This is a genomic window from Pseudomonas lini, from assembly GCF_030812475.1.
Lineage (GTDB): Bacteria > Pseudomonadota > Gammaproteobacteria > Pseudomonadales > Pseudomonadaceae > Aquipseudomonas > Aquipseudomonas lini_A.
The window spans coordinates 305,108-328,766 of the sequence record NZ_JAUSSR010000002.1; the positions used below are offsets into that span (position 1 = coordinate 305,108).

Annotated in this window: 19 protein-coding genes and 3 pseudogenes; 8 read left to right on the forward strand and 14 right to left on the reverse strand. The window is 53.1% G+C overall.

Going from position 1 to position 23,659, the window contains the following annotated elements; translation table 11 throughout:
- Nucleotides 1–36: 36 nt before the first annotated feature.
- Complete coding sequence (locus J2W17_RS05225) at nucleotides 37–1,344, forward strand: amidase (protein ID WP_307330267.1); 1,308 nt, start codon at nucleotides 37–39, stop codon at nucleotides 1,342–1,344.
- 271 nt (nucleotides 1,345–1,615) lie between these two features.
- On the opposite strand, the gene J2W17_RS05230 is transcribed toward J2W17_RS05225, so the two are convergent.
- Entirely contained in the window at nucleotides 1,616–2,263 is a 648-nt protein-coding gene (locus J2W17_RS05230) for an HD domain-containing protein (RefSeq protein WP_307330269.1), read from the reverse strand.
- A 105-nt stretch (nucleotides 2,264–2,368) separates the two neighbouring features.
- On the opposite strand from J2W17_RS05230, the gene J2W17_RS05235 reads away from it, so the two are divergent.
- Nucleotides 2,369–3,289 carry a LysR family transcriptional regulator gene (locus J2W17_RS05235; protein WP_307330272.1) on the forward strand — a complete coding sequence of 307 codons (921 nt, stop codon included), beginning with the start codon at nucleotides 2,369–2,371 and terminating at the stop codon, nucleotides 3,287–3,289.
- 202 nt (nucleotides 3,290–3,491) lie between these two features.
- Here J2W17_RS05235 and J2W17_RS05240 read toward each other — a convergent pair whose 3' ends face one another.
- Entirely contained in the window at nucleotides 3,492–3,887 is a 396-nt protein-coding gene (locus tag J2W17_RS05240; protein WP_307330275.1) for a RidA family protein, read from the reverse strand.
- A gap of 140 nt (nucleotides 3,888–4,027) precedes the next feature.
- Here J2W17_RS05240 and J2W17_RS05245 point away from each other — a divergent pair.
- Nucleotides 4,028–4,207, forward strand: a pseudogene (locus tag J2W17_RS05245) (LysR family transcriptional regulator); the annotation flags it as partial.
- Between the two features lie 71 nt (nucleotides 4,208–4,278).
- Here the strand turns inward: J2W17_RS05245 and J2W17_RS05250 are convergent.
- Together J2W17_RS05250 and J2W17_RS05255 are read right to left on the reverse strand one after the other, a co-directional pair.
- Nucleotides 4,279–5,571, reverse strand: a complete 1,293-nt coding sequence (locus tag J2W17_RS05250) for a CitMHS family transporter (RefSeq protein WP_007995716.1) — start codon at nucleotides 5,569–5,571, stop codon at nucleotides 4,279–4,281.
- A 114-nt stretch (nucleotides 5,572–5,685) separates the two neighbouring features.
- Nucleotides 5,686–6,618: an SMP-30/gluconolactonase/LRE family protein gene (locus tag J2W17_RS05255; protein ID WP_307330281.1), complete on the reverse strand. Its 933-nt coding sequence runs from the start codon at nucleotides 6,616–6,618 to the stop codon at nucleotides 5,686–5,688.
- Nucleotides 6,619–6,952: 334 nt separating this feature from the next.
- Between J2W17_RS05255 and J2W17_RS05260 the strand changes: the two genes are divergently transcribed.
- From J2W17_RS05260 to J2W17_RS05280, 5 genes and pseudogenes are all read left to right on the forward strand, one after another.
- Nucleotides 6,953–7,894 (forward strand): hydroxymethylglutaryl-CoA lyase, encoded by a 942-nt coding sequence (locus J2W17_RS05260; protein ID WP_307330284.1) that lies wholly within the window; start codon nucleotides 6,953–6,955, stop codon nucleotides 7,892–7,894.
- Nucleotides 7,895–7,896: 2 nt separating this feature from the next.
- Entirely contained in the window at nucleotides 7,897–9,093 is a 1,197-nt protein-coding gene (locus tag J2W17_RS05265) for a CaiB/BaiF CoA transferase family protein (protein ID WP_307330287.1), read from the forward strand.
- Between the two features lie 80 nt (nucleotides 9,094–9,173).
- Nucleotides 9,174–10,493: an MFS transporter gene (locus tag J2W17_RS05270; protein ID WP_307330289.1), complete on the forward strand. Its 1,320-nt coding sequence runs from the start codon at nucleotides 9,174–9,176 to the stop codon at nucleotides 10,491–10,493.
- 265 nt (nucleotides 10,494–10,758) lie between these two features.
- A complete protein-coding gene (locus J2W17_RS05275; RefSeq protein WP_307330293.1) occupies nucleotides 10,759–11,517 on the forward strand; it encodes an IclR family transcriptional regulator in 759 nt (252 codons plus the stop codon).
- A gap of 112 nt (nucleotides 11,518–11,629) precedes the next feature.
- Nucleotides 11,630–11,734 (forward strand): annotated as a pseudogene (locus J2W17_RS05280) (transcriptional regulator); the annotation flags it as partial.
- Between the two features lie 265 nt (nucleotides 11,735–11,999).
- Here J2W17_RS05280 and J2W17_RS31065 read toward each other — a convergent pair.
- The 10 genes and pseudogenes from J2W17_RS31065 to J2W17_RS05325 form a co-directional block, all read right to left on the reverse strand.
- Nucleotides 12,000–12,755, reverse strand: a complete 756-nt coding sequence (locus J2W17_RS31065) for a methyl-accepting chemotaxis protein (protein WP_373459964.1) — start codon at nucleotides 12,753–12,755, stop codon at nucleotides 12,000–12,002.
- 102 nt (nucleotides 12,756–12,857) lie between these two features.
- Nucleotides 12,858–14,117, reverse strand: a pseudogene (locus J2W17_RS31070) (PDC sensor domain-containing protein); the annotation flags it as partial.
- 58 nt (nucleotides 14,118–14,175) lie between these two features.
- Nucleotides 14,176–14,643: a 6,7-dimethyl-8-ribityllumazine synthase gene (gene ribH / locus J2W17_RS05290; RefSeq protein ID WP_307330298.1), complete on the reverse strand. Its 468-nt coding sequence runs from the start codon at nucleotides 14,641–14,643 to the stop codon at nucleotides 14,176–14,178.
- Between the two features lie 92 nt (nucleotides 14,644–14,735).
- Entirely contained in the window at nucleotides 14,736–15,899 is a 1,164-nt protein-coding gene (locus J2W17_RS05295) for a mandelate racemase/muconate lactonizing enzyme family protein (protein WP_307330300.1), read from the reverse strand.
- A 55-nt stretch (nucleotides 15,900–15,954) separates the two neighbouring features.
- On the reverse strand, nucleotides 15,955–17,205 hold the full coding sequence (gene glyA / locus J2W17_RS05300; protein WP_307330303.1) for a serine hydroxymethyltransferase: 1,251 nt from the start codon (nucleotides 17,203–17,205) through the stop codon (nucleotides 15,955–15,957).
- Nucleotides 17,206–17,254: 49 nt separating this feature from the next.
- The gene (locus J2W17_RS05305; RefSeq protein WP_307330306.1) at nucleotides 17,255–17,749 is read right to left on the reverse strand and encodes a flavin reductase family protein; all 495 of its coding nucleotides are present in this window, start codon (nucleotides 17,747–17,749) and stop codon (nucleotides 17,255–17,257) included.
- A 55-nt stretch (nucleotides 17,750–17,804) separates the two neighbouring features.
- The gene (locus J2W17_RS05310) at nucleotides 17,805–19,241 is read right to left on the reverse strand and encodes an NAD-dependent succinate-semialdehyde dehydrogenase (RefSeq protein ID WP_307330308.1); all 1,437 of its coding nucleotides are present in this window, start codon (nucleotides 19,239–19,241) and stop codon (nucleotides 17,805–17,807) included.
- Between the two features lie 162 nt (nucleotides 19,242–19,403).
- A complete protein-coding gene (locus J2W17_RS05315; RefSeq protein WP_307330310.1) occupies nucleotides 19,404–20,570 on the reverse strand; it encodes an MFS transporter in 1,167 nt (388 codons plus the stop codon).
- Nucleotides 20,571–20,603: 33 nt separating this feature from the next.
- On the reverse strand, nucleotides 20,604–22,031 hold the full coding sequence (locus J2W17_RS05320; protein WP_307330314.1) for an NAD(P)/FAD-dependent oxidoreductase: 1,428 nt from the start codon (nucleotides 22,029–22,031) through the stop codon (nucleotides 20,604–20,606).
- Between the two features lies 1 nt (nucleotide 22,032).
- Nucleotides 22,033–23,628 (reverse strand): GMC family oxidoreductase, encoded by a 1,596-nt coding sequence (locus tag J2W17_RS05325; RefSeq protein ID WP_307330982.1) that lies wholly within the window; start codon nucleotides 23,626–23,628, stop codon nucleotides 22,033–22,035.
- Between the last annotated feature and the right edge of the window lie 31 nt (nucleotides 23,629–23,659).

A 23,659-nucleotide genomic window follows, 5' to 3' on the forward strand; every position in this document is an offset into this window, starting at 1 on the left:
CTTTATAAAACTTCAATCAGAATGGAGTGCCAGTTAATGACAAGCCCGATAAACGACGAGGATATAACCTGCGCAGCCGATCTTCCGGATCAAATCTGGCGGTGGGACGCCGCTGACATGGCTGCACACATCCGTCTAGGTACGATCTCCAGCCGAGACGCTGTTAACAGTTGCCATGAGCGTATCGACGCCATCAATCCTCATCTGAATGCCATCGTCTTCGCCGATCGACAGCGGGCACTGCAGGACGCTGATGTGGCTGACAGGCAAGTTCGCCGTCACGAAAACCTGGGGCCGTTACACGGTGTGCCAGTGACCATCAAATTGAATGTCGATGTCGAAGGCGAGGCCACAACTAATGGCGTGCCTGCCTTTGCAGGACGAATCGCGAACGGTGACAGTACCGTTGTCAGCAATTTGCGAAAAGCTGGCGCAATTAACGTGGGTCGCACCAACACGCCGCCGTTTTCTTTTCGCTGGTTTACTGAAAACCCTTTGCATGGGCGCACGCTCAACCCTTGGGACGAGACGGTGACCTCTGGTGGTTCGAGTGGCGGGGCAGGGGTCTCGGTAGCAGCTGGCATGTGTCCGTTGGCGCATGGTACTGATATTGCCGGCTCCATTCGCTACCCGGCCTATGTCAATGGCCTGGCAGGTTTGCGCGCCACACCAGGACGAATTCCGGCATTCCATCCCACGACCGGCCTGCGTTACCTTGGATTGCAAACCATGTCAGCTCAAGGTCCGCTCGCACGGCGGATGAGGGATGTGCGCCTGGGGCTGGCGGCCATGGCCTGTGCTGATCGTCGTGATCCGATGTGGGTGCCAGCGCACATGGATTATCCGGACGATTGGACGGCTGTGCGTGTTGCCCTGGTCGATGAACTTCCGGGCAGCACGATAGCGCCCGCGATAAAAACGGCTTTAAACAAGGCGGGCCAGATCCTGGAAGCAGCGGGCTATTTGGTTGAACGAGCCACACCCCCGGGAATGACCGAAGGTATTGAGATCTGGCAATCGATTGTCATGACTGAAGCGCGTATCGGGATGTTTGCCGGTGTGAAAGCGATAGGTGATGACGTCATCCTGCGCTCTGTTGAAAACATGCTGGCGGGCGCCCCCCCATTAGATCTTGAGGGCTATGCACTCGCCATCGCCCGTCGCGATCAATTACGTCGCCAGTGGAACGAATTCATGATCCGCTATCCACTTATTCTCATGCCGACCTCTTGCCGCTTGCCCATGAAGTGGGGTGATGATCTGGGCTCGACAGAAGATATGAAACGAGTGTTACTGGACCAGAGCCCGCTTATTACTGTGGCGGCACTTTGTTTGCCTGGCTGAATGTTCCAACAGGCGTAGAAGAAGGTCTGCCAACCGGGGTTCAACTGGTCGCTGACAGCTATCGCGAACAACGCTTGTTGGTCGCAGGGAGTGTCATAGAGCGCGAAGTCTGCATGCCTAATCTGCATGATCGCTTTTGACTGCGCATTGTTTAGATTTATGGCTTGCGTCAGGTCAGGAACCAACCGCTACCGTTCGCTCCCATGAGGTAGTTTGGCGAGACCCTGCTTGCGGATATTTCGGGTCTCGCTTTTTTTGCAGTGGTTTAGCGTTAACGATGCTCCCAATGCGAACACAAAATGATGCTGCACAGATCTGTTCGCTTGAAACCTGGATCCTTAAAGGCAAGGAAGTCATCGTTGAAGGTGCCAAATGTGCTGTCCGGCCGATGTTTCATGCCGTGATAAAACTCGTCGATCATCTTGTTAGCAAAACCGGATTCACGGGGATAGGCGGCGACCACCGCACCACGTTGTTCGTCGGTGAACTGTTCAAAACCACGTCCCGCCACGTCCATTCCCGCGCCAGCCTGTAGCAGGGCAATTTCTGCATGCATATGCTCTGGTATGCCCGGCGTTGTATGCAGCGCGATCGCGTTCCAGACCTTTTCTATATCGGCCCCGCCAATGCCATGGTTTCGCAGGAAGTCGCGCGCGGCATTTGCGCCATCCACCTCGAAGCGAAGTTGACTGTTTTGGTAGATCGACGTCAGCCCGATATCGTGGAACATCGATGCGACGTAGAGCAGTTCAGGGTCAAATGTCAGGCCTTTACGATTACCGATCAGCGCTCCCCAAAAGTAAACGCGTGTGGAGTGGGAAAACAGCAAATTACTCTCAGTGTCGCGGATCAGTTGAGTCGCCTCGCGCGCTAATGAACTGTCAGGGATTATGACGTCGAAAGTATCGTTGGCTGCCATGGGTCTATCTCTCAAGCGAAGGCTTCGGTGGAACCACTTTATTGATAGCGAGCACCCGCATAAACTGGGCTGTACCGTATTCATTGTGCGAGAAAACGGATAATCATGGCATTTGATCGATTGGAAGCGATGCGCGCGTTCTGCCGCATCGTCGAACTGGGCAGCTTTACCCAGGCTGCGGACGCGTTGAACGTCGCGAAAACCACGATTTCAGGACAAATTCAGGGCCTTGAAAAACGACTGTCCGTCAAGCTGCTGCATAGAACTACCAGAAGGGTTACACCCACGACGGATGGTGCCGCGTACTATCAACGTGCACGTGCAGTACTCGATGATCTGGACGAACTGGAAATCTCGGTATCGCAAAATCGGAGCGAGGCGCGGGGCAGGGTGAGGGTAGAGATGCCGTCTCCCGTCGGAACGTGCCTGATCATTCCATCGCTACCCGATTTTTCGGCATTGCACCCGATGATTCAACTGGACATTGGGTGCAGCGAACGCGTGATCGATCTCGTCCAGGAAGGTATTGATTGCGCTTTTCGTGGCGGCCCGGTCACCGATCGAGGATTGGTGTGCCGTCCGGTGGGACAGATGCGTTTCTGCCTCTGCGCTTCAGAGGCATACCTGTGTACAAACACTCCAATACGCAGTCCTGACGACTTGCAGAATCATCGGTATCTGGGCTTCACCTTTCCAGGGTCTGGCAAACAGATGACCCCGGTATTGCAGAATAACGATAAGAGCTTCGTGCTTGATCAACTGCCGACGATGCGTTTCAACCACGGCGGTGCTTACATGACCGCCGGGCTGTCAGGACTCGGCATCATTTCTGTACCTCTGGCGGAGGCAAATCCATACCTGCAGTCCGGGCAGTTGGTGAAGCTATTGCCGGATTGGACCTTAAGCAGCATGCCGATCAGTCTCGTTTATCCGTACTCACGGCATTTGTCAGCGAGGGTTCGGGTCTTCGCCGATTGGGCGGCCGCATTGATGGAGAATGATCCTTACTGGATGTTGAGTGAATGACCACGGTACTGGCGTTCGAGGTAGTTGTTCGTTTTCACGTACGAATCCTTTCTCCATGAACACCATGAACACCAGGTACATGGTCCGGTGAGGGAGTGGACGTAGATGTATGCTCGTCGAATCAGTGGTTTAGACGGCTCATCAACATCTATGACATGACCTGTCGTTTAGTCCGACCGTTGCCACGAGGGCCGAGCCGAATTTATTGGGATAGTTTGGCGATCACCTTGGTCTCGAAGTCGAAGCCGGACAACCAGGTCACGCCGATAGCGGTCACCGTCGGGTAGGGGGCTTCGCCCCAGTACTCGGCCGCTACTTCCCAGATAGTTTCGAATGTCGAGTCGGGGTCGACCATGAAGATGGTCGTGTCGACCACATCCTCGAAACTACCGCCGGCCTCGGCCAGGATCGCGTTGAGGTTGGCGAAGGCCAGGCGAACCTGTGCCGCGAGGTCCGGCTCGGCCGAGCCATCCTTGCGGCTGCCGACCTGACCGGATACAAACAGAAAACCGTTGGAGCGAATCGCCGGCGAGTAGCGGTGGAGCTCGTACAGTGCATGGCGGTCAGGCGGGAAAACGACGTCACGTTTGCTGGTCATTGCATACTTCCTTCGGGGCCATCGCGGCCCGCTGTTTACGATGGAGCCACTGTAAAAAGATGACCCACCGGAATAAACAGGCAACTCTGGTCATGACTGTTTGTAGAATCCAAACTATCCAGACCGGAGTGAGGCGTGAAATGGACCGTTTCGATGCAATGCAGGCCTTTGCCCGAGTGGTGGAAACCGGCAGCTTCACCAAGGCGGCAGCCACCCTGCACATGAGCAAGACCACCGTTACGCAGCTCGTTCAGCAACTGGAAGCGAGGTTGCGCGTGCGCCTGCTCAACCGCACCACACGCAAGGTCAACGTCACCGCCGTTCGCATCCCTGCATCCATCCACATCACCGCACATAGTTACAGTCATTTCCTCAGCGAGAGAGGTCAGCTCTATGCCTTCGCTATGATGGAAATCGAGCCAAAGAGCAGAGCCGCAATAAACATTACAACGCAGGTACCAATCATCCATTTCATGGACACGCGTTGGTTATCGCCATAGTCCAAGTCGAGCAATCCACACAGAAGATAAGTAGAGGCCACCAGAGGGCTAAGCAGGTGTACCGGTTGACCAATAAGGCTGGCGATGGCCATTTCCTGAGCACCAATTCCGTAGTGGCTGGCGGTCTCGGCGAGGATCGGCAAGATGCCGAAATAGAAGGCGTCGTTGGTCAGCACGTAAGTGAACGGCATGCTGAGAAATGCCGTAAACACAGACATGAAATGTCCTGCCCACTCAGGTACCACATAGATCAAGCTCGCGGAGATTGCCTTGATCATGCCTGTTCCGCTCATGATTCCAACAAATGTCCCCGCTGCGAAAATCAGCAATGTCACCGCTAAGACGTTATCGGCATGTCTTGCAACCATTGCTTTCTGATCTTTGAGCTTTGGAAAATTTACCAGAGCACCAATAGCGAAGGCGAGCATGAACAGGATCGGCAACGGCATGAGGCTGATCATCATTGCTGCAATGAGGCTAATGGTAAGTGCCGAATTGAAAATGAATCTCCAATCTCGCATGCGGATATGTGCCATTCCTTCCAGCGCGGCTTCTTCATCGAGTTGAACCACACCGAGACGGCGGTACTCCACGCGGCCCAAGTACCATGCAGAAAAAAGAACCCAGATCGCACCAGCGAACATGATAGGAATCATCTCGACGAACAGCTCGGTGATGTCTACATGCATGGCGCTTGCCGCGCGCGAAAACGGCCCTGCCCACGGGAGGATATTCATCACCCCGATGGTCATCAGCAGCACGGTCGCCATCACTTGCATGCGGATGCCGGTCAGGCGGTACAGAGGTAGCAACGCAGCCGTGGTGATGATGTAGGTGGTCGCACCGTCACCGTCAAGTCCGACACAAAGTCCAAGAATCGCAGTCCCTAAAACGATTTTCCGAGGATCGCCTTTTACCGTTTTCAGGATCAACTTGACTAGGGGATTGAAGAGCCCGGCATCTGTCATCATGCAGAAGTACAGGATTGCGAACGTAAGCATGATGCCGGTTGGTGCAAGCATCTTTACCCCGTCCAGCATCATTGGCCCTAGTTGGGTAGCGAAACCGCCCATAGAAGCGAAGGCGACCGGAACTAGCAGCAGAGCTACCAGAGGCGAGAGGCGTTTGCTCATGATCAAGTACATGAAGCAGATGATCATTGCGTAGCTAAGGAGAGTGAGCATGTTTTCCTCTTTATTTTTATGAATTGTTTTCTGGGGCCCATGCGCTTTTGGCTTTTTTATGGACGAAGTGGGCCTATATGCACGAGGGCATATAAGGAGTGCTGCGCATAAGGATTACGTCGTGGCGTGGGAAAACATGGGGTTGCCCGAATGTTCCAAGTCCGCGATCAGGATGCTGCCGGTGGAAGAATCGATGATGTGCAGGGAACGATTACCAGGCCCGCCAAATGCGAGGTTGGTCACCGTTCGTCCTCCAGTGCATGCCTCTATTCGATACAACGGCACCGCATGCCGGTCAGTGACCCACACACAGCCATTCCCCGCATCGCAGATATAGAGATTGCCTTCGGTATCAAGCGCCATGCCGTCGGCCCCGCTGACACCTCCAGCCATGGTCAGGAATATGCCAACTTTGGTGGTGCTCCCATCCGTTTGAATGGGCAGGCGCCACACGGCATTGCCCCGGGTCATCGCCACCAACAAAGCTTTCTGATCGATATCCATCACGAGTCCATTCGGACTGGGGCCGTTGTCTATCAAGCAAGTCAGTTGCTGTGTATCCAGATCGTAGCGAAACACCCTACCGCTGGGATCGTGCTGCCCGGTCTGGCCTTGGTCGGTGAAATAAAGCAAACCCAAGTCATCAAAGAACAGGTCGTTAACACCTTTGAAGCCTTCACTACGATGGTGAGTAAGGAAGGGCGTGATTTTGTTATCAACTGGATTTAACAGAAGAATGCCGTGCTTGTAATCGGCAATGAAAATGCGACCGTCTTGGTGAATTTTCAGGCCATTAGGCCAACCGTCATACTCCACAACTAGCTGCCAATCACCCGAAGGTGTAACGCGAAAAATTCGCCCATAGGGGATGTCAGTCACGTAGAGGTTGCCTTCGAGATCGAAGGACGGCCCTTCCAAAAAGCTCTTGACCCGCTGTCCAGGTTTGTTCGCCCTAACCCAATCGGAGTCACCGTCACGCCAGAACCCTTCAGGTAATTGGCTGAATAGCCGTGTCGGCAGCACGCGAGGAGGGGCGTAAAAACTCATGGCAGTCTCCGGTGTAAACAGACGTGGCGGCTGTTTAGCCTGGCCAAGTCTTTTTTTGTTGTGTTCTATCTGGCAGAACGTGATTCTTTCGGCTAGAACAACTTTCAGGCCGTATGCTTCCTTCTGTCAAGCCTGTTTTTTTGAATGACTTTCCCGTAAGCGTTCTCTCGTGAACGTATTTTGCCGTTGATCACGAATTTGTTGACAGCCCTGGCTACGCATCGCAGTATTTTAAATAGAACACTGTTCTGACAGACAGAACGAGAACGCTTTTTCATGTCACCTCTCCGAGCGAGCTGTGGGGCATGGGGAAAAAACAAGAAGAGGTCTAGCGATGCATAACAACAACGACATCGACATTTTGATCAGTGAAGTGGGGCCACGAGACGGGCTTCAGAGTGTGAAGGCCACAATGCCGACCGAACTCAAGCGTCAATGGATATCAGCACTGGCCGGTGCCGGTCTGCGTGAAATTGAGATCGGCTCGTTTGTCTCGCCCAAGCTCTTGCCTCAAATGGCTGATGCCGCGCAGTTAGTCGCTCATGGGCGTAGCTTACCGGGCTTGTTCGTCACCGCACTGGTGCCGAACCTCAGAGGCGCGCAGGCGGCCTTCGAAGCCGGCGTACATAAAATCACCATGCCGATTTCTGTTAGTGAGCCGCACTCGCTGTCGAACATCCGCAAGACGCACGCTCAGGTATTCGAGGAAGTGCGCTCTGTAGTGGCTCTGCGTAACACGCAGTTCCCGCATATCCAGATAGAAGCCGGTCTGTCGACAGTGTTCGGATGCACGATTCAGGGCGAAGTACCGGAGGACGATGTCATCCGCATGGCCGTTACGATGGCCGAGATGGGGGTCGACGAAGTTGGCCTGGCTGACACAGTCGGGTACGCCAATCCAACCCAGGTTCGCCGCCTGTTTACCCGACTGCGCGACTCCGTAGGTACGGTGGCTGGGAGTGCGCACTTTCACAATACGCGCGGTCAAGGCTTGGCCAACGTCGTAGCGGCGATAGAAGTAGGAGTCACTACAATCGATGCCTCCCAGGGCGGGATAGGCGGGTGCCCTTATGCACCGGGCGCCTCGGGCAACATTGTGACTGAGGATTTGGTTTACCTGCTTGAGTCCATGGGGCTGCGCACGGGCGTCGATATCGAACGTTTGGTGGCTGCCCGTGAGTGGCTGCAACGGGGTTTGCCCGGTGAACCGCTATACGGTTTCATTCCGGACGCAGGCGTCGGCAAGAACTTCCATTACGCGAAAAAGGATGCATGAGCATGCAGCAGACTTCTGAAAAAGCCCTGCCGCTCGCCGGCATCCGTGTCATCGAATTTGTGCATATGGTTATGGGCCCAACCTGCGGTTTGGTACTCGCGGATCTTGGTGCCGAAGTCATCAAAGTCGAACCGGCTCCGGCAGGTGACAACACTCGACGTCTCATGGGATCCGGCGCGGGCTACTGGATGACTTACAACCGCAATAAAAAAAGTTTTGCCGTGGACATGAAAACTGACGCGGGCATGGAGGCGGTACGCAAGCTGATCGCCAGCGCTGACGTGGTGACTGAGAACTTCCGCCCAGGTGCGATGGAAAAGCTCGGGCTCGGATTTGAGCAAGTCAAAGGGATCAACCCCGACATTATTTACAGCTCAATGAAGGGCTTTTTGCCTGGCCCCTACGATCACCGCACGGCGTTGGATGAAGTGGTGCAGATGATGACAGGGCTGGCCTACATGACGGGCCCTGAAGGGCGTCCGTTGCGCGCTGGCGCCTCAGTTAATGACGTCATGGGTGGCATGTTTAGCGCGATCTCGATTCTCGCGGCTTTACATCAGCGTAATGCCACTGGGCAGGGGCAATTTGTCCAGACAGGCTTGTTCGAAAATTCTGCATTCCTAGTGGCTCAGCACATGATGCAAAAAGTTGTGACTGGGAAGGCCGCAGCGCCGATGCCAAGCCGCATTTCCGCATGGGCCATCTATGACGTATTCAACACATCTGATGATGACCAGGTGTTCCTGGGTGTCGTCAGCGACAGTCAATGGCAGAGCTTCTGCACTGCTTTTGACTTTACCGAACTCGGTTCCGATCTTTCGCTGCAACAGAACAATGAGCGTGTTGCGGCCCGCGATCAGATCATGCCTCTGGTTATCGAGCGCCTGGGCAGCATGAGCAAGGCTGAAGTGATGGCCCGTTGTGAAGCGGCAGGATTACCGTTTTCGCCGATCCAGCGTCCGCAAGATCTGTTCGAAGATGAACACCTGAATCAATCAGGTGGCATGGCTGAGCTGACGCTGCCTGATGGTGAGGCAGTGAAAGTGCCGATGCTTCCGTTCGAGATGGACGGTCAACGATTTGGCACTCGCCTGAACGTGCCGGCGTTGGGCAGCCACTCCAGTGAGTTGTTGAGCCAGATGGGTTATGCACCAGCCGATATTGAGGCTTTGCGTAATGCCGGCGTTGTTAAAGGCTGAGTTTTTGTCATCCCAGGGTGTGTTACCGGCGGCATGACTGAGCCGCCGGCTTCAATAAAAACAATATCGAGGATCACGTCATGGCCACCGTCACGACTTCCGCAACTGAATCGTCCACTCCTGTCTCCATAGTCCTGAGTAGAGAGCAGACACGTGTCCTGCACAAAGCCGCCTGGCGCTTGATACCTCTTTTGGCACTCGCTTATTTTTTCAACTACCTTGACCGTACCAGCGTGGGGTATGCCGCACTGCAGATGACCGATCAGCTCGGTTTGACAGCATCCCAGTTTGGTCTGGGCGCAGGCATCATGTTCGTCGGGTATTGCCTTTGTGAAGTGCCAAGCAATCTGGCAATGTTCCGCTTCGGCGCGCGCCTTTGGATGGCTCGAATCATGATCACGTGGGGGCTTGCCGCCGCTGCGACAGCACTGGTCATTGGGCCCTACAGTTTCTACATTGCGCGCTTTGTACTCGGAGTTGCTGAGGCTGGTTTTTTTCCTGGCGTCATATTTTTTCTGACGCTGTGGTTTCCAGCCCAGTATCGAACTCGTGTGCTCGCCTGGTTCACCATAGCGACCCCCATATCGTTTCTGGTCGGTGGGCCACTGTCCGTTTGGTTGTTGCAGATGCACGGCATCTGGGGTCTATCGGGTTGGCAATGGATGTTCCTGATTGAAGGTTTGCCAGCTTGCATCCTCGGGTTGATCACCTTGAAGGTCATGGTTGACCGTCCGGCTGAAGCCAAATGGCTCACCTCAGAAGAACGCAGTGTTCTTGAAGAGATGCTTGCCGATGAGAAGCGCAGCCAACCTAAAAACCATGGTTTCAAGGACGCGCTCAAAGATCCACGGGTCTGGATTCTCAGCTGTATCACCTTCAGCTTCACGCTCGGCTCTTATGGGATCGGAATCTGGTTGCCGCAAATGCTCAAAGGGCATGGGGTTGAAGTCAGCATGATTGGCTGGGTGGCGGCGATTCCTTATTTCTTCGCAACTATTGGCCTGCTAATTTGGGCTCGTCATGTAGACCGTACAGGCAAAGGCATCCTGCACCTGATCCTGGCTTTGCTGCTGGCAGGTACTGCTCTCTTAGTGGCAATGCAGATGAATACTTTGGTTCCGGCATTGATCGGCATCACTTTTGCGCTGGTTGGAACGATTTCGGCCAAAACCATCTTCTACACCTTACCCGGCAAGTTTCTTTCCGGGCAGGCGGCAGCAGGTGGTATTGCGTTGATCAACTCCATCGGTGCGCTTGGTGGATTTGCAGGCCCGTATCTGATGGGCTTTTTGAAAGACTTTACCGGTTCTTTCAGCGCAGGATTAATGGCGATGGGGTGCATCGTGTTTGTAGCGGCCTTGATGGCAATGTCCCTTCGTCTGTTCATGCGTGACGCTTGATAGGAGGAGCTGGCTCTGCGGTAACGTAGTCGAACCTTGTGGACATGCCTCTTTCATTGCCTTCTGCAGCAGCCAATGAAAGAGGTTTCAGAATTTCAGTCTAGTCAGCCGTTTTTCCATCGTCGGGACTCAATGAGGCGTAGGCTGTTAGGGCTGGTTGTGAAAACGATTTGGCAGCTAATAGGGGCAAAGGGTAAGGTTCACCCTTAGCGGGCATTCGTTTTTGCACCGTACTCCATCGTTTTTTATTTTGCCGCGAGCGATCATGACGAGTGAACAACCCAAAGACGTCGAGTCTTCCAATCCTGCTGCAGAGGGTGGTGTGGCTGCGGTTGACCGGGCATTCTCGATTTTAACGGCATTCGATATTGACCAGAGCAGTCTGTCGCTGGCTGAGATTGCAAGGCGTACCGGGCTGTACAAAAGCACCATTCTTCGACTCATAACGTCATTGGAGTTAGCAGGTTTTGTGCGGCGACTTCCCGATGGTAATTATGCAGTGGGCCCTGAACCACTGCGTCTGGCGCAGATCTATCAAACCTCGTTTCGCCTTCGTGATGTGATCTATCCGATCCTGGAATCGATTACCGAAGAGAGTGGTGAAACCTCATCATTTTACGTACTGGATAACGGCAGTCGCGTTGTGCTGTTCAGGGTTGAGCCTAAGCGTGCTGTCCGATTCTCCATTCATGAGGGCGCGCGCTTTTCGTTGCAGGCGGGAGCATCGGGCAAAGTGCTACGAGCCTTCAGCAAGTTGCAAGACCCGGCTCTTGCGCAGGAACGCAATCAGTTCTGGGCGGCGTCCAGTGGAGAGCGGGATCCCGAAACCGCGTCGGTTTCGGTACCGGTCTTTGCTGTAGGGTATGAGTTCAAGGGGGCTCTCACCCTGTCGGGCCCAGCCGAGCGTTTCAACAAACAACAGATGGATGCTGCGATTGCTATGTTGCTTCGAAACGCAGCTATTGCCACCAGTGCCCTAGGTGGTAACGATCAGGAATTGGTCAAGGCGTCGCGTAATTTATAGGTCGTCAACTCAACGCGAAGGCATTTCGTGAGCACATCATATGGTTGACGTTTGAGCTACCGATGGGCGCGCGTCAACAGCCGACTCTCGCGAACCTACCCAAGTGAAGTGACACAAAAATCCGCACACTGGAGAAGTAGTCGAAACGAAAGGCGGCAACCATAAAACGCTGAAAGAATGGAAAGCTGAACACGGTTCCGACACCGTGGAGTCCTGACTGACCAAGTGATTTTGGTTTGAGTACAAGAGGGCCCTTCGAGGGCCCTTTTTCATTAAGGAATGAAGCATTTTTCAATCATCAAAAAAAGGCTTCCGGATTGCTCCGGAAGCCAGCTGTTGAACACGCAACGTGGGTGACCAAACCACATGAATAGCAGATGCCCATCTGCAGCGCGATTAACGTTTGCGAGTTCAAACAGTAAAGATCAATGGTGAGTAAGGTAGCTAAGTCGCAGCTGGCCATCAGTCGTTTCGACCACGAGCTAGACCTTAAAGTTAGCCATCAACTGCTGTTGTTGATTAGCCAGATCGTTCAATGATTTACTCACTCTCGCCGATTCTTCTGATTGAAGGGTCAGTTGCTCAGTGACATCGCGAATGTTGGCAACGTTTCGGTTTACCTCCTCCGATACCGAGCTCTGTTCTTCCGCAGCGCTCGCGATTTGTAGACTCATATCACTGATCACTTCGACTCCGCGGTTGATCTTCTGCAATGCAAGAACTGCCTGTTCAACCTGGGCGACGCTCCCTGAGGCTTGACTGTGGCTTGTTTGCATTGACTGAACCACATTTCGAGTACCATTTTGAAGCTGCTCGATTACACCGTGGATTTCACCAACTGAATCCTGGGTGCGTCGGGCCAGGTTTCTTACCTCGTCAGCAACGACTGCGAACCCTCGACCAGATTCGCCAGCCCTGGCGGCCTCAATTGCAGCGTTCAATGCAAGTAAGTTTGTCTGTTCGGCTATGGCACGTATGACGTCAAGTACGGCACCAATCTCTTCGCTGTTTGACGCCAGCACTTCAACCTCTTGCATCGCGCTATCAATATTCGTAGCGAGGCGATCAATCGAATGGGTTGTCTGATTAATCGTGGCCATTCCTTCTCTCGCCGCGGCATCGACGTTCTGCGCAGCTTCTGCTGCCAGAGCCGCATTTTTTGCCACATCTTGTGAAGTCGCGCTCATCTCTTGTGAGGCAGTCGCAACCTGATCGACCTCACGAAATTGTTGCTGCATACCTTCACTGGTTTCATTCGCAATGCTGGACGCCTGATCCGCAGTACGTCGCGTATCTGCGATGGAGCGACTCACTGCTGCGATTATGGGCTGCAGCTTGTCGAGAAATTTATTGAACCAGCTGGTCAGCTGTCCCAATTCGTCTTTTCTGTCGTATGTCAGGCGATGCGTAAGATCACCTTCACCAGAGGCAATATCTTTAAACATTTCTGCAACCCGCAGAATGGGTTTGGTAATTGTCGTGGCCATCAACCAAATGAAAACGATCCCCAAAAGGCCCGCAAGAGCGCCGACCGCAAGCTGCATTTTCATGCTCGCAGCTTTTGCCAATCCAAGGTCGCTCTCCAGTTTGCGAGCGGGCGCTAGAACAATCTCTTTAGGCGCTTTAACAATTACCGCCCAGGGTGTATTCCCCTCGACAGCCTGGAACGGAGCGACTGCGATCATGGCATCTGTTGTTTCAAAAATGCTCTCAGTGCCTTTTTTAGCTGCGCTCAGTATTTGTGTGCCCGATGCGATATCGGTCGCCTGCAATGATTTACCCAACGATTCTTCGTGTTTGCTATTGGCTGCTATGACGCCATCCGGGCTTATGAATGAGACCTCGGCGTTCCCCCCATAAAGGGATGGCACTGATGAGGTAACAATTTTCTGGAGGCTGTCCAGACTGATATCTACGCTCATGACGCCGAGGACTTGCTGTCCATCTATGAGTGGAATCGCGACAGTCGACATGAGGGTGCTAACACCACTCGCATCTGTGTAGGTGTACGGATTTGTGACGCATGTCCGCTTTTGCTGGAAGGCGCATTTGTACCAGTAGGTTCCCACGGTGCCGTCATCGAGAATTTCCTTTTCGGGAATGGCGTAGCTGGGAATGTGAGTCGACTGATAAACCGAGAACCGACCTATCTCGTTACCAATCATCCCTTTGGCAATGTACTTTGAATCACGCCCATCCATCGCGTTTGGAGCGAATGCCACACCGACACCAAAAATGTTTGGGCTCGCTTTTATCTGTGAGCCAAGCGAGTCGACGATTGCCTGTCGAGTGAGCTCAGAATCCCGCTGTAAGTGCTGGTCATTCGCACGCATAAGCACCAACTGCCTGGCGAGCGTTTCGCCGAAAGCAGCAGTGCTGGTGAATCGCTCAATGGCAACGCGAGACTGCTCTTGGCCGATCTTACCCAGATACTGCTGAGCATCTTCTTTCAGTATCTTCGAGCTGGATTCAAACGCGAGGTTTGAAATTCCCTGTATTCGATAAACCGAAAAGGTTATGAGTACAGCGATGACGCCGAGCATGCACAACCCGGCCAGGAGGGTAATTCTGCTTTTGATCGATAAGCTGGAGTCAAACATGACGCGCTTCCATGTGGCAATTGGCGAGAGGTGTTTTTTTGTTTTTCTGCGGCGCCGATCAGCTCTGCAGCGTCTTGATGAGGCTGACCATTTCCATGGCGCTCATTGCCGCTTCAGCACCTTTGTTCCCTGCTTTAGTGCCCGAGCGCTCAATGGCCTGTTCAATTGAGTCAACCGTTAATACGCCAAACGCGACGGGTACATTGAACTGCATACCCACCTGGAAAAGGCCTTTTGTGCATTCGCCCGCGACGTATTCGAAGTGGGGAGTGCCACCTCGGATAACTGCACCCAACGCGATGATTGCGTCGTATTTTTTTGCAACGGCTTGTGCAACCAACGGCAGCTCAAAAGCGCCCGGTGCTTTGATAATTTTGATGTCGTCATCATCGAGGCCATGCCTTTTCAAAACATCGACAGCGCCGCTCACAAGGTGCTCAACAACGAAGCTGTTGAATCGTCCCATAATGATTGCGTACCGGCCTTTTACGTCAGTGAACTTGCCTTCAATTACCTGAATACTCATGACCGCTCCTGAAAAAAAGGCCGCTGTAAAGCGGCCTAAATAGAGTGTTCACTTGGCCAATGCGCTAGCGATTAGCTGCATTGGTGGTGTCATCATTGCGCCTTACATTCAGCCCACAGGAAAGGAGCGATCGCTTTCTGATCCAGGGTGACACCAAGGCCTATATCGTCGGTGATCGCCAGCTTGCCATTGGCAATACGGTCTTCTGGTGAGCTTTCCAGAATTTGTACGTACTTCGGTGAATCACTGAAGTAGGGGTAAATCTCCATCGTCATGAAGTTGGGCATGGTCACGCCGACCTGCATGGTAGCGGCCGTGCACAGTGAGCTGGCGCAGTTGTGCGGCGCAACGAGCATGTTGTAGGCCTCAGCCATTGATGCGATCTTTTTGGTTTCAGACAACCCGCCGGTGTTACCGACATCAGGCTGAACGATATCTACAATCTGCTTCTCGATCAGACGACGGAAACCTTGGCGAGTGTACAGACGCTCACCAGCGGCCAACGATGCGTTGGTAGCTTTGGAAATTTTCTCCATGGCACCAACGTCAAAGGCATCGCAAGGTTCTTCAATCCAGGTGATGCCCAAGTCTTCATAGCGTTTGCACAGACGGATAGTTTCAGCGGTGGTCATGCCGCCGCTGAGGTCGATGTAAACTTCGGTTTCGCTTCCAGCCACTTCCACCAGCTTCTTCACTCGCTGATAGGCGAGTTCAGTGAAGTCACGATCATGGAATCGGCGTTGGACATGTTGAAGACGACCATTTTTGTCCTGAGTCGCCAGGGGATAGCACTTCAAGGCCTTGAAACCATCGGCAATCGGGCGTTCGGCGGCATGAGCCCACGAGTCGGCGTCGAAGCAATGGTAGTTCCAGCCGTTTGCGTAGACCGGTACTTCGTCGAACACTTTGCCACCAAAGAATTCATAAACTGGAAGGTTGGTTGCTTTGCCCTTGATGTCCCAGAGAGCGGTTTCAATCGCACTGATGCCAGCGAAGACAATGGCACCACCCCCTTTGGCCCAAAAAGAGTTGTCGTACATTTGGGTGTACAAACTTTCGATGCGGAACGGGTCTGCACCAATGACCAAGCGATCGCAAAAATCTTTGATCATCCCGGCGGCGGCTGTTGCACCTAGGCCATAAGCGATGGCGGCTTCGCCGATGCCGGTGATGCCCTCGTCTGTGGTCAATTCCACGATGATTGGTTTCACATAACCGCTATCTACAAGGAACACTTTGGCTGAAACGATCTTCATATAAGCTCCATTTGTTGCAGGGGAATGCGTGGCGATATACGCAACGGGGTTAATGTCAGAGGTTCGGGTATCCGATGTAACTCGGATAAAGCGGGTGATCTGCGCATAGCAAACCAATCGCTTTTGCTGCTGTTGAAACCGTTTTTAGGTCGTTGGGCTGCAACAGAACTTGGCTAATAACTGAGGCAAGGCGAGCGCACGAAGCAGGTGTGAACCCCCGGTCAGTTATCGACGAAGTAGTGATACGCAATTGACTGGTGGCGAAAGGTGATTCAGATGCCTGTGCCTGCTCCCCATTTTCCACAGCAACACCTACATGCTGCAGTGCAACGCTGGCCTCGAGCGTGTTGAGGTTTTGTTTGCTGAGGTCGATCAGGAATATATGGTTGTCTGTACCCCCCGTGACGACCGCAATACCTTGTTGAACCAACGCATGGGTCATTGCTCGAGCATTGGCAACGACCTGCTTCTGATAGGCCTCAAACCGGTGGGTCTTTGCCTCGCGAAAACACTGAGTTTTCGCTGCAATCATTCGATTGAGAGATGCATAACGATTGAGCTCACGAACTGAGTGATCCAGAAGGATTTCCAGCCTATTGTCCTTCGACAGAATCAATCCACCCTTGGGGCCGCGCAGCGATTTCTGGGTGGTGGAAGTAACTATGTCTGCAAAGCTGATTGGACTCGGGTGTAGACCCGCAGCGACCAAGCCAGCGATATGTGACATATCGACCAATAGAAAAGCGCCCACCGTGTCAGCGACATCTCTGAGTTTCTGAAAGTCCAGGAATCTCGAGTATGTTGAAAATCCAGCCACGATAATTTTGGGGCGGTGGACAACAGCCAGACGCATCATCTCGTCATAATCGATCAATCCGTTGTCACATAAACCGTACTCAACAGCGTTGTAAGAACTGCTGCCAACAGAAGGTATTGTCGAAGTAGGTAAATGACCCCCGTACGTTGTGCTCATGCCGAGAATGGTGTTTCCAGGCTTGAGCAATGCACGGTAAACGGCAGCATTGGCATTGGCACCCGACTGAGGTTGGACGTTGGCGTACTCAGCCCCGAATAAATCTTTAACAAGCTCAATAGCCTGCTCCTCCGCTCGCGCGAGACTGTGTCTCGCGAAGCGGTGTGAGCCGTTTTCCTCACTGACAATAAAGGCCGACAATGAGCTACACGATGGGGTTCTATCTTCAGAGGCTCGCAGCTCCAGCATGTCTCCTTCAGCCCGATTGTCGCCTCGCAACACCGAGATGAAGTCCGTGCCATAGCCTCTTATTTTCTCGCTAATACTCAACATGAATGACTCCATCGCAACGGCTTAGTGAGCTCTCGTACCTGGCCTACCTTCAATGGGTAGATACGTACTCAACTGCCTGATGAAGCCCTCTGCCTTTCCATAGCAGGCACTGATTAAGCTCAGGATCACAAAGGCTGATCGATTCAATAATCCCGACAATAATGGTGTGGGAGAACCCGTCGAAGCAGTTTCCGATCTTGCAGATCATGCCCACAGGTGCGTTCCACAGAACCGGGGCTTTACCGCCTTCAAGATCCCAATCCTCAGCTGCAAATCGTTCTGAGCCTTTTTGCTTTGTGAAGCGTGATACCACATGGGACTGGGCGGGGGAGAGCAGGCTTAGCCCAAAGTAGCCATTGTTCAGCATGGCATTGTGAGCAGAAGCGCTTTTATTCACGCACACGATGACAGAAGGTGGCTCTGCGGAAAGGCTGCAAACTGCGGTTGCGATCAGTCCTACGGGCTGGTCGCCTTCGAATGTAGTGATAGCGTTGACTGCGCCGGCAAAACGGCCCATTGCTTCACGAAATTGAATGTCCAACATGATCATTACCTCGCTGTTGTAATCAGCCCGATTCGACCGAACCGGGCGATCTGTCTTATGCGTTAAGGCATGACAGAAATTTTGTTGTGAGATACGCCTCTAACGCTTCGGTGCCGCCTTCGGAGCCATGCCCTGAATCTTTGATGCCGCCATATGGGGTTTCTGGTAAAGCCAGTCCCAAGTGGTTGATGGTCAGCATTCCCGCTTGGACGCCGCGGTTCAGTGCCGAGATGTTTGATTGCTGGCGAGTCCACGCGTATGAAGCCAGCCCAAAGGGGAGGCGATTAGCTTCGGCAATGGCTTCATCTAGATTTTTGAAAGACATGAACATTGCTACGGGGCCAAAGGGCTCCTCGTTCATGATGTCCATAGAAGGAGTGACGTTTTTGAGAACAGTTGGCTGGAAGTAGTAGCCTTGTTTATCGAATCGGGAACCACCCGTTTCCAAGCTTGCGCCGCGAGCAATCGCGTCTTTAACCAAGCGCTCTACAGCCTGGAGCCGACGTTCATTGATCAATGGCCCCATCTGAGTACCTTCCACGGCACCATCACCTACTTTTAGGATCTGAGCTGCGGCGGTGAACATCTCAATGAAACGGTCGTAAACGCCTTCTTGTACGATGAAGCGGGTCGGTGAAATACATACCTGTCCAGCGTTGCGGTATTTGAAGGAAATCAATGCCGAGCAAGCCGATTCGAGGTCTGCATCATTGCAGATGATTACAGGCGCATGTCCCCCCAACTCCATAGTCGCGGGCTTCATGTGCTTGCCTGCCAGAGCGGCCAAGTGTTTACCGACAGGTACAGAACCTGTGAACGAAACCTTTCGGATCGCTGGGTGCGGGATACAATGCTCCGAGATAGTGGCGGGGTTGCCATATACAAGGGCCAATGTCCCTGCTGGTACTCCGGCATCCTGGAAGCAGCGGAACAATGCTGCCGGTGCACCTGGGGTTTCTTCTGGGCCTTTAATGATCATTGAGCAGCCAGCCGCCAACGCCGGGCCTATCTTGCGAAGAATTTGGCTGACGGGGAAATTCCATGGCGTGAAACCGACTGCCGGGCCGACTGCCTCTTTGATAGCAAGTTGGGTGACGTTTGGAGAGCGTGCAGGAATAACTCGACCATAAGTGCGACGAGCTTCGTCTGCAAACCAATCGACCAGGTCAGCACCGCCGTTAACTTCCATTCGTGCTTCAGCGAGTGGCTTGCCTTCTTCAGCAGTAATGAGGCCAGCAATCTCTTCCAGCCGATCACGCATTAGGCCGGCGGCAACACGCATAATTTTACTGCGCTCAAAAACGGAGATGGCTTGCCAGGCTTTAAAACCCTCTTCGGCGGCTTTGATCGCATCATCCAAGTCGTCAGGGGTAGCGTGAGCGAATGTTCCAATCACTTCACCTGTAGCCGGGTTGATCACGTCTTCCCGGATACCTTCGCTACCTTCACGCCATGCACCGTTGATGAATAATTTCACTGGGGGATAGAACATGGAAAGCTCCTGAATATGATTCCGCGCATCGATCCGGAATGTTTCGGATCAGCCTATTCAGGAGATAGCAAAGCCTATGCCATAAAAATATTCGTTATTTATCAATAAGTTGCGTTAGGGTGTTTTTCAATTCTCAATAGTGAGAGGCGCATTCGCAATTGTTCAACTCTCCTGATTCGCTGGGATACTGCCGCGGGCGACGAATGTTGCTGCCAGTAGAACTATGCCAAGTAGTGCTGCCAGGCCGGTGAATGCCACTTTGATCGAGGTGGCATGAGATACGAATCCGATCGCGGCGGGCCCCATAAGCACGCCCAGGTATCCAACTGTTGCTACCGCGGACAAGGCTTGGGCGCTGGGAACGTCATGTTGATTGAGCGCAGCCCGAAACAAAATTGGGACAATGTTCGCAACACCAATCCCAATCAGCATGTAACCCAGCAACGCGCCGTTAAGGTCTTGTGTCAGAATTAATGCGAATCCTGCGACTCCTATTGCCGCACCAGATTGCAGGAGATTTTTGTCCCCAAATTTCGCGCTTGCCCAGTCTCCAGATAACCGTCCAATGGACATTGTCAATGTGAACAGGGAATAGCCGATTGCTCCTGATGCGGAAGGTACGTGTTGAAGCGTGCCTAAAAGAATGGCCCCCCAGTCCAGCATTGCGCCTTCCACCAACAAACAAATGAAGGTGAGTGCCGCTAAAAGGCTAACGGTGCCACGGGGGCGCGCGAAGAAATTGGAAGATGAGTCGGGCATTGAAGGAATGAGTCGAGGGTGCGTTACCAGTATGAGAAGTGACCCCAACGCCGCAGCGATAAGCGTTACAAATAGTGGAGACGCACCTGTGCTTAAAAGAGCTGTTCCGCTGCTGGCACCTACGAATGTGCCGATACTGAAAAAACCGTGAAACCCAGACATCAATGGCATGCCTGCTGCTCGTTCTACTGCTGCTGCTTGGAAATTTATTGAGATATCCAATAGACCTAACGAAGCACCAAACAGTAGGAGCAGGGCGGCCATAACCATGAGATCAGAAGCGATCGCCAAACCTGGTAGGGTTGCACAGAAAACAAGGCTGCTTGAGATGATGAGCTTGCGTAGACCTACTCGCTGAGCAAGAGGCCCAGCGAGTGGCATACAAATGAGTGATCCGATGCCCACACAAAGAAGCAACAGACCTAGAGTGGCTTCATTAAGCTCTAGACGACTCTTCGCGTAGGCTACTAATGGCGCCCACGACGCCATCAAAAAACCAGCCACAAAAAATGCGATACGGGTCGACAGTCGATACGGCAGCGTACCGACTTTTTTGGGCAGATTTTTCATGGCGGCCTTTGAATACAGGTACTTCGGGAAGGATCAGCGAACCCCGATGCGTAGTCCCAGAATTGAAGGAAGTGCAGCAAGCGCTTTAGCTGGGAAAGGCGCATTACGCGCCACTTGCTCAGCTTCCTCGCAGCTTAATACTCCCCACCGGATTGCACTTGCTCCAATGAACTTGAATGGTTCAGGGGGCAGGCTAGGCATCCTGCGGTTACAAAATGGAGATAGCGTCCATTCATCTTGAGTGTTCAGAACCAAGGAGGCCAAGCACTGTCCTCCGATCCAAGTTGCTTGGACGCCATGGCCCGAGTAACCGCCGCCGTAGTGTATTCGCCTCTTGAGTGTCTTGAAGAATGGAATCCGGTCAGACGACACATCTATCGGCCAGCCCCAGCTTTTTGCGAAACCCGCTTGGGCAACAGATGGCAAAAGATGCTTCATTCCTCGGCGTGCTCTGCCGACACTTTGTTCGTCCTGGCGTAATGCCAACCCATCAATTTCACTGCGCCAGCCGATAGGCCCGGAGCCCGATCCCATAAGCACCCGATTGTCGTTAGTGCGACGGAAATAATGGAGAAACATTCGTGCATCGCTGACGCCTACGGGAGTTGACCATCCGACATTGGAGAGGCCTTCCTCTGTCTGATTGGACATCGTTGCGTAGCTGGAAAAAATGCTGAATTTGTTCGTTAAGGAAGGAATGCCAGCGAGCCCCACATTCGTTGCAAGCACCACGTCCTTTGCGATTACGACTCCATTCTCGCACTGAACCCGATGTGGAAAACCATCCTCAACTCGAGATACCGGCGTGTGTTCATACACTTGTACGCCAGCTTCAATCACTGCTTTTTTTAGCTCAATGATCAGCTTGCCTGGATGCACATTTCCAGCTTCCGGAAAGTAGATTCCACTACCAAAGGCGGGAGCGTCTATGAGCTCTCTGACTTTTTTACGATCAAGTGGCTGGATGTATTTTTCCACCCCCAACCCTTGGCATTGTTCAAGGAAGGTTTTTAACGTTCGCTCCTGCGCCTCGCATGTAGCGACTCTGAGATTTCCTTTTTCGTTCCACCAGATGTCGCGCCCGGGTTTGAACGCGAATTCCCTGAATGCGTTTTGCGCCTTACTACCAAGCAGGGCGATATCGAGGGCATTATCAACGCCCATTGCTCTGATGTTTCCTGGAAGGGAAGCCCAGTAACCGTGAACCATCCCTCCATTTTTGCTACTTGCTCCATCACCAAGCCGATTAGCTTCCAAGAGGGCGACAGATAAATGCGGAGCGCGTTGGCGCAAAGCCAACGCAGTCCACATGCCAGTGAAGCCTCCACCAATGATGACGACGTCAACATTGATAGCTCCGCGTAGTGGCCTCAATGGAAGGCCATGGAGTGGCTGTATATCCTCCCGCCACCAAGACCAACTACTTTGTTCCGCACCTGATAAGGCGGGTAGTAGCTTCATATCATCTGACCTCCGCAGAACGGCCACGGATGAAGTCGGCGAGGCGTTCACCCATCATCATGGATGGTGCGCTGGTGTTGCCGGAGACGAGTTGTGGCATTGCTGATGTATCGCACACGCGCAATCCTTTAAGCCCATGCACGCGGAACTGCGGATCGACTACGGCCATAGGGTCGGTACCCATTTTGCAGGCGCCTGATGGGTGCAGAGCCCCTTGTGCAGTTTCCCTTACAAATTGGATGCGCTCTTCTTTGGTCATCAACCGCTTCGATGGACGATGTGGATGCGCGATGTATTGACTGAGTGCGGACTGCTCCATAATTTCCTGGCCAATGCGCACTGCCTCCGCGAGAACCTCAACATCGTACGGGTCTGCCAGGTAGTTCGGATCAACAAGCGGATCGCTATGAGGGTTGGCGTCGCGAAGACGGACTGTGCCTCGAGAGCGAGGACGGGTTTGGTACACGTTGACTGTGCAGCCATTTCCACTCGGGGTGCTTTCGGCACCTTCTTCTACACCTGCCCCAGGGAGGAAGTGGTACTGAAGATTTGGTAGCGGGTCTTGCTCATCTCCGTACCAGACCATCCCACCTTCGCAGATGTTGGAGGTGATCGGGCCGTTGCGGAACATCAAGTACTGCAAAGCAGCCCAAGCTTGCCAATGCAGTTTTTTGTATTTGTCGTAGCTGTGGGCGCCAGTCAATTCGTAAATGAGGAACATATCGACGTGGTCTTGCAAATTTTCACCCACGCCGGGTAGGTCATGAACCAGCGGAACACCGACAGATTTCAGATGTTCAGCAGGCCCGATACCAGAGCGTAACAACAAGGTAGGAGAGCCGATCGCACCAGCACTAACGATCACTTCCTTTTCGGCACGCAGGGTCTTTACGTTACCGCCTTCCTCATACTCCACACCAACCGCTCGGCCGTTCTCAACCAAAATGCGCAATACTTTGCATTGCGTACGGATTTTAAGATTCGAGCGTTTTCGCGCTGGGTTCAAATAAGCGACGGCCGCGCTGCAACGCAGTCCATTGCGCATCTTGACCTGATACAACCCTACGCCAGCCTGCTTGCCAGAGTTGAAGTCTGGGTTGTAGTTGACGCCAAGCTGTTGCGCCGCTTTCACCCAGCTCTTGGTCAGATAATGCGTATGGCGTTGGTCGGACACCCCCAATGGCCCACCTTGGCCGTGCGCCTCTCCCGCGAACCTCTCGTTGTCCTCGCTACGTTTGAAGTAAGGAAGCACCTCCTTGTACGACCATCCTTCACAACCAAGTTTGACCCAGTTGTCATAGTCTTCCGGGCAGCCACGCATGTAGACCATGGCGTTTACGGAGCTACCGCCGCCCAACACACGACCTTGCACCATCACCGGGGTCTGGTTGTTCTGATGCTTTTGCGGTTGCAAGGTGTAACGGCTCAGCAGGTTGCCCTTGGCCGTCTTAAAGTAGGTAACCGGCATATGGATATACGGGTTCCAGTCACGGGAACCCTGCTCGAACAGAGTTACCGAGGTGTTGGAATCCTCGGTTAAACGAGATGCGACCGCGCAAGCTGCAGGCCCACCACCCACTACAATATAATCCACCAACTTCGACTCCTTAGTACTTTGGTTGCAGCGG

Excerpts from the sequence above, each read along its gene's own strand:
- J2W17_RS05240 (WP_307330275.1), bottom strand. The coding sequence starts at position 3,887 with ATGACCAGCAAACGTGACGTCGTTTTCCCGCCTGACCGCCATGCACTG.
- ribH (WP_307330298.1), bottom strand. The coding sequence starts at position 14,643 with ATGAGTATTCAGGTAATTGAAGGCAAGTTCACTGACGTAAAAGGCCGG.
- J2W17_RS05320 (WP_307330314.1), bottom strand. The coding sequence starts at position 22,031 with ATGAAGCTACTACCCGCCTTATCAGGTGCGGAACAAAGTAGTTGGTCT.
- J2W17_RS05230 (WP_307330269.1), bottom strand. The coding sequence starts at position 2,263 with ATGGCAGCCAACGATACTTTCGACGTCATAATCCCTGACAGTTCATTA.
- J2W17_RS31065 (WP_373459964.1), bottom strand. The coding sequence starts at position 12,755 with ATGCAGCAACAATTTCGTGAGGTCGATCAGGTTGCGACTGCCTCACAA.
- J2W17_RS05250 (WP_007995716.1), bottom strand. The coding sequence starts at position 5,571 with ATGCTCACTCTCCTTAGCTACGCAATGATCATCTGCTTCATGTACTTG.
- J2W17_RS05275 (WP_307330293.1), top strand. The coding sequence starts at position 10,759 with ATGACGAGTGAACAACCCAAAGACGTCGAGTCTTCCAATCCTGCTGCA.
- J2W17_RS05265 (WP_307330287.1), top strand. The coding sequence starts at position 7,897 with ATGCAGCAGACTTCTGAAAAAGCCCTGCCGCTCGCCGGCATCCGTGTC.
- J2W17_RS05260 (WP_307330284.1), top strand. The coding sequence starts at position 6,953 with ATGCATAACAACAACGACATCGACATTTTGATCAGTGAAGTGGGGCCA.
- J2W17_RS05315 (WP_307330310.1), bottom strand. The coding sequence starts at position 20,570 with ATGAAAAATCTGCCCAAAAAAGTCGGTACGCTGCCGTATCGACTGTCG.
- glyA (WP_307330303.1), bottom strand. The coding sequence starts at position 17,205 with ATGTTGAGTATTAGCGAGAAAATAAGAGGCTATGGCACGGACTTCATC.
- J2W17_RS05225 (WP_307330267.1), top strand. The coding sequence starts at position 37 with ATGACAAGCCCGATAAACGACGAGGATATAACCTGCGCAGCCGATCTT.
- J2W17_RS05235 (WP_307330272.1), top strand. The coding sequence starts at position 2,369 with ATGGCATTTGATCGATTGGAAGCGATGCGCGCGTTCTGCCGCATCGTC.
- J2W17_RS05295 (WP_307330300.1), bottom strand. The coding sequence starts at position 15,899 with ATGAAGATCGTTTCAGCCAAAGTGTTCCTTGTAGATAGCGGTTATGTG.
- J2W17_RS05305 (WP_307330306.1), bottom strand. The coding sequence starts at position 17,749 with ATGTTGGACATTCAATTTCGTGAAGCAATGGGCCGTTTTGCCGGCGCA.
- J2W17_RS05255 (WP_307330281.1), bottom strand. The coding sequence starts at position 6,618 with ATGAGTTTTTACGCCCCTCCTCGCGTGCTGCCGACACGGCTATTCAGC.
- J2W17_RS05270 (WP_307330289.1), top strand. The coding sequence starts at position 9,174 with ATGGCCACCGTCACGACTTCCGCAACTGAATCGTCCACTCCTGTCTCC.
- J2W17_RS05310 (WP_307330308.1), bottom strand. The coding sequence starts at position 19,241 with ATGTTCTATCCCCCAGTGAAATTATTCATCAACGGTGCATGGCGTGAA.